Raw genomic sequence first — 4,495 nt, 5'->3', positions numbered from 1 at the left:
GCCTAATGCCGGCAAGCCCGGGGTCCCCGGCGACGGGTCCGCGTCGCTGGGGTGGAAGCCTGCTGTCAACGCCGCTGTCCTTCTCGATCGAGGCTCGATCCTGCTGGAACAGCACAAGCGCCTCCTGCCGTTCTACGACGTCTTCGACGAGCAGCGCTATTTCCTCCCCTCGAGCCGCCAACAAGTCGTTGAACTCGACGGTCTGCGCCTCGCCATCTCCATCTGCGAAGATGCATGGAACGATAAGAATTTCTGGCCGCGCCGCCTGTACTCCTTCGATCCCCTTGAAGACCTGGTGCGCCAGAACCCCGCGATCCACATCAACCTGTCTTCCTCACCTTTCTGGCATTCCAAGCGCGAAGTGCGCCACCAGATGCTCGCCGCGATTGCCCATCGCGACAAAATTCCTGTCGTCATGTGCAATCAGGTGGGTGGCAACGACAGCCTCATCTTCGATGGCTCCTCCATGGCCTTCAACGCTCAGGGAGATCTCATCGCCCAGGCGAAATCCTTCGAAGAAGATCTCGTCCTGTTCAATCCGTTCCACGCGGCGACAATCTCCAGTCCTCCCGATGACGACACTGAAGCCGCCTATCGCGCTCTCGTGCTCGGAACACGTGACTACGTCCGCAAGTGCGGATTCAGCAAAGCCCTTATCGCTCTTAGCGGCGGTATCGATTCTGCATTGGTGGCCGCCATCGCCACAGATGCCCTTGGCAGGGAAAATGTGCTCTGTATCGGCATGCCCAGCCCCTATTCTTCGCAGGGCTCCATCGACGACAGCCGCGCTCTTGCCGCCAACCTCGGCATCCGTTTTGAGATCATCGGAATCAGCGAACTCTTCCATCAATACACCAGGGCCCTCGACCCGCTCTTCCAGGGCACCCGGCCGGGACTCGCCGAAGAGAACCTGCAGGCACGCATCCGCGGCAATCTGCTCATGGCTCTCTCAAACAAGTTCGGATCGCTGGTGCTCACCACCGGCAACAAATCCGAAATGGCCGTCGGCTATTGCACCCTCTATGGCGATATGGTGGGCGCGCTCGCTGTCATCGGCGATCTTATCAAGACCCGCGTCTATGCCATCTGTCGCTGGCTCAATCGTGATCGCGAAATCATCCCCGTGGCGATTCTCGAAAAGCCTCCCTCCGCGGAACTGCGTCCCGATCAGAAAGATACGGATTCACTCCCGGCCTACGAAGTCCTCGACCCTATTCTCGAGGCCTACGTTGAACGCTATGAGACTCCCGAATGCATCGCACAGAAAAACGGTTTTCCCCTCGAGCTCGTCCAACAGGTAGTGCACCTGGTGGAGCGCTCGGAATACAAACGACAGCAGGCCGCCCCGGTTTTGAAGGTCACTTCGAAGTCCTTCGGCATGGGCCGCCGCTTTCCCATCGCCGTCAAAGTGCAGGTATAAGCTAGAGGTTGGGAGTCTTCCCGCCATTGAAGGAGAATTTCGCTTGATTCGTAACTCAGCACGATTGGTAGCTGCAATCGCTTTAGCCCTTGTTTTCTCTCCCGTTTATCCTGCATTTGCGCAGGACCAGACTCCGACGTCACCCGCTCCCGTACCCGCGCCTCGGGCCACCTCTGCTCCCGCGTTTCCCGCGCCCGACCCCGCCGACTTCACCGCCGATACTCCCAGCAAGGACGTCGTCAACGCCTTCATGCAGGCCAACCTCGGCTTCGACGCCAACGCCATGTGGCAAGTTCAGGCGATCCAGAAGACACCGATCACTGGCATAAGCAAGGTCATCGTCTTTGTGGGCGACAAGACTGCCAAGCAGCAGCCCTATCGGTTTGCCTTCTTCACGTCGCCTGATCAGAAGCACATCATCGTTGGCGATAGGGTCGTTCCTTTCGGCACTCGTCCTTTTGCCGAATACCGTGCTTTGCTCCAGCAACGCGCGGACGGCCCCTTTCGTGGTTCGCCTTCCAAGGATCTCGAACTCGTCGAGTTCGCTGACTTCCAGTGTCCGCATTGCAAAGAGGCGCAGGCCAACATGGAAAAGCTCGTAGCCGATTTCCCCAAGGCCCGAATCGTTTTCCAAAACGACCCGCTCGCTTCCATCCATCCTCAATCGGTAACCGCAGCGGCCTACGGAGTTTGCGTTGCGAAGCTGGCTGGCAGTACCGCGTTCTTCCAGTTTGCCGCCGCGGTATTTGAAGGGCAGGATGGTCTGGCAACTGCCGATGGCGCGACCCTTACTTTGAATAGCGCTGCCACCAAGGCCGGTCTCGATCCTGCAAAGATCTCCGCCTGCGCGACAAGTCCTGAAACCAAGGCTGCCGTCGAATCGTCAGTCCAGCTCAGCAAGGACCTCGACATCTCCTCGGTGCCCACCCTGGTAATCAACGGTCGCCAGGTTCCCGCGAACGCGCCCTACGAGACCCTGAAGCAAATCATCGAATTTCAGGCCAAGATGGATAACGTAACCCCGTAGTCGTTGATCTTCGCTTGTCTGCAGCCTGGTCCGTTGTTGTGCGCTGCATCGGTGCGTACTCTGGCTCGCAGAAGAACTCGCGATTACCGAATCCTGTTTTAGGTCGGATCTCGTATCAGCGCCTGTAGGGCTTGTATCAGGCCGCGATTTCAGTCGCGCCGAGAAGAACCTCAAATAGGGCGTTGGGGCTTTGGCCCCTGACGGAATTGTGCAAACACAAGAGAGCCCCGGGGAGTAACCTCTACCCGGGGCTTTCGTTCTTGTGCCGCAATCTACGGCGTCGTCTGCCCGCGCTCGATCCGCAACATCGGCGAGTGTCCCGCCGCCTGCGTCCCGCGAATCACGTGCGGAGAAACGATGATCAGCAGGCTCGCATAATTCCTCTGCACATCCGTGTCGGTAACCGTATTCAGCCCCGGAATCTCCGTGAGCCCCGGCAACCCGCTTAGCGCGCGGCTCTCTTCCTTGTCCACTGCGCTCGCCAGCACTATCGCCGAGCCCTCCTTAAGCGTTACCACGCCCGAGTAGCTGCGATTGTTCAGGATTGGCAAGCCATTCAGCGACGATCCACCCAGGGCAGTGATCTTCAAATCCATGGTCAGCGCCACTTCGCCATTGCGAATCACCCGCGGCGTAGCCTTGAACGTTAGCCCAAGATCCTGGTATTCAATCTGAGGAATCGTCTGCGATCCCGAATTCAGCTGCGAAAGCAGGGAACTCAGGCTCCCTGAAGTCCCGGCTGTCGTCAACCCCGGAATCACGACACCCGTAGTGCCCAGGTTCGAATACTGCGACGTTGTGATCGGATAGCGCGATCCGGCCTTGATCGTGCCCTCCTCCCCATCCCCTAAATGCAACTGCACTTGATCCAGCTCGCGCGACTCAGAAGAATTCAGATTGAGATTCAACGTCACAGGCGGCACCGACACACCGGTTAACGTCAGCCCACCGCCAAACAGCGCAATCCCACTCTGAAATAGCGGATTCGATACCTGTCCCGACGCCAGCAGGATTCCCAGAATCGCCAGCGTGTCCCCGGGCGCCGCCAGCCCCGACGAGATAATCTGCTGAACCAGCGCCGCATTCTGAGTCAGAATCGCCTGCTCTTCGGCGTACACGTTGAACGCCGTAATCTGCTGAGGAAGCTGCAAGCCGGTATTGCGCTGGTTGGTGTGCGCCAGTTGAATCAGTCGCACATCCAGCAGCACCTGGCTTCGTCCATCCAGCAGCTCGCGCAAGGTCGCATTGAAGGCGTTCAGCTTGTCTGTCGTCGCGCGAATGGTCAGCGTTCCCGCACTCTGCTGCACGGCCACTTGCTGCACCTGGAAAACAGTCTTCGCCATGTTGCCGACTTCGGTCATATCGGCCGTCGACAACCCGCCGAGGTAGATCGTCTCAAACTCTTCCCGCATGTACTGCTGCCGGTTGTCGCGCGTATCCTTCGCCACCAGCGCGCGATGCGCGTCCAGCGGTACCGTAAACGAATCGGTCACCATGTTCACGGCTCGCATCGCCTGGTCAAAGGTGACATCGTCTATGTCAAAACGCACCGGCGGCCCTGATACGCTCTGATCGACTGACGCCTCGATTCCATACGACCGGAACACGGTCTGAATCACCGTGCGGCGGTCGGTCTTCAGATGAAAACTATGCGTGCCCGCGGTCGGCGCGAACGACGGAGCTGGCGCCAGTGAGTTGACCCCTTCGTCGTACAGCGGCTTCTCCCGCTCGCTCGCCGCATCCGCAGCCATCTCGTCCAGATGCTGAGCGACCGCAATGTTGCGCGGATCGAGCTTCGCCGCTTTCTCCAAAGCAGCCTGCTCTGCCGTCTTGTCTCCACGTATGCGCGCTTTAGCCGCTGTCTGGATCAGCTCCGTGACCTCATGACTGCGCGCAATCTCCGTCGCTGCGGCATAGTTGGGATTTCCCGGATCAAGCTCCGCTGCTTCCTTGTAATCGCGCATTGCGGCGTCGTACTCCTGGTTCTCGAAAAGCTTCGATGCCTGGAGATAGAGCTTCGTCGCGCGCCTGCGGTCCTTTCCTGTAAC

Annotated in this window: 3 protein-coding genes; 2 read left to right on the top strand and 1 reads right to left on the bottom strand. The window is 58.9% G+C overall.

Annotated features, from left to right (window positions below):
* The coding region (locus WA354_RS20740; protein ID WP_472814929.1) for an NAD+ synthase at positions 1 to 1,420 on the top strand (1,420 nt) is incomplete at its 5' end.
* Positions 1,421 to 1,463: 43 nt separating this feature from the next.
* Positions 1,464 to 2,447 carry a DsbA family protein gene (locus WA354_RS20735; RefSeq protein WP_472814928.1) on the top strand — a complete coding sequence of 328 codons (984 nt, stop codon included), beginning with the start codon at positions 1,464 to 1,466 and terminating at the stop codon, positions 2,445 to 2,447.
* A gap of 272 nt (positions 2,448 to 2,719) precedes the next feature.
* On the opposite strand, the gene WA354_RS20730 is transcribed toward WA354_RS20735, so the two are convergent.
* Positions 2,720 to 4,495: hypothetical protein (locus WA354_RS20730; protein ID WP_472814927.1), on the bottom strand; the 1,776-nt coding region annotated here is incomplete at its 5' end.

It is taken from the genome of Occallatibacter sp. (assembly GCF_049802275.1).
Taxonomy (GTDB): domain Bacteria; phylum Acidobacteriota; class Terriglobia; order Terriglobales; family Acidobacteriaceae; genus Telmatobacter.
This window is presented reverse-complemented; position numbering and strand designations above follow the sequence as displayed.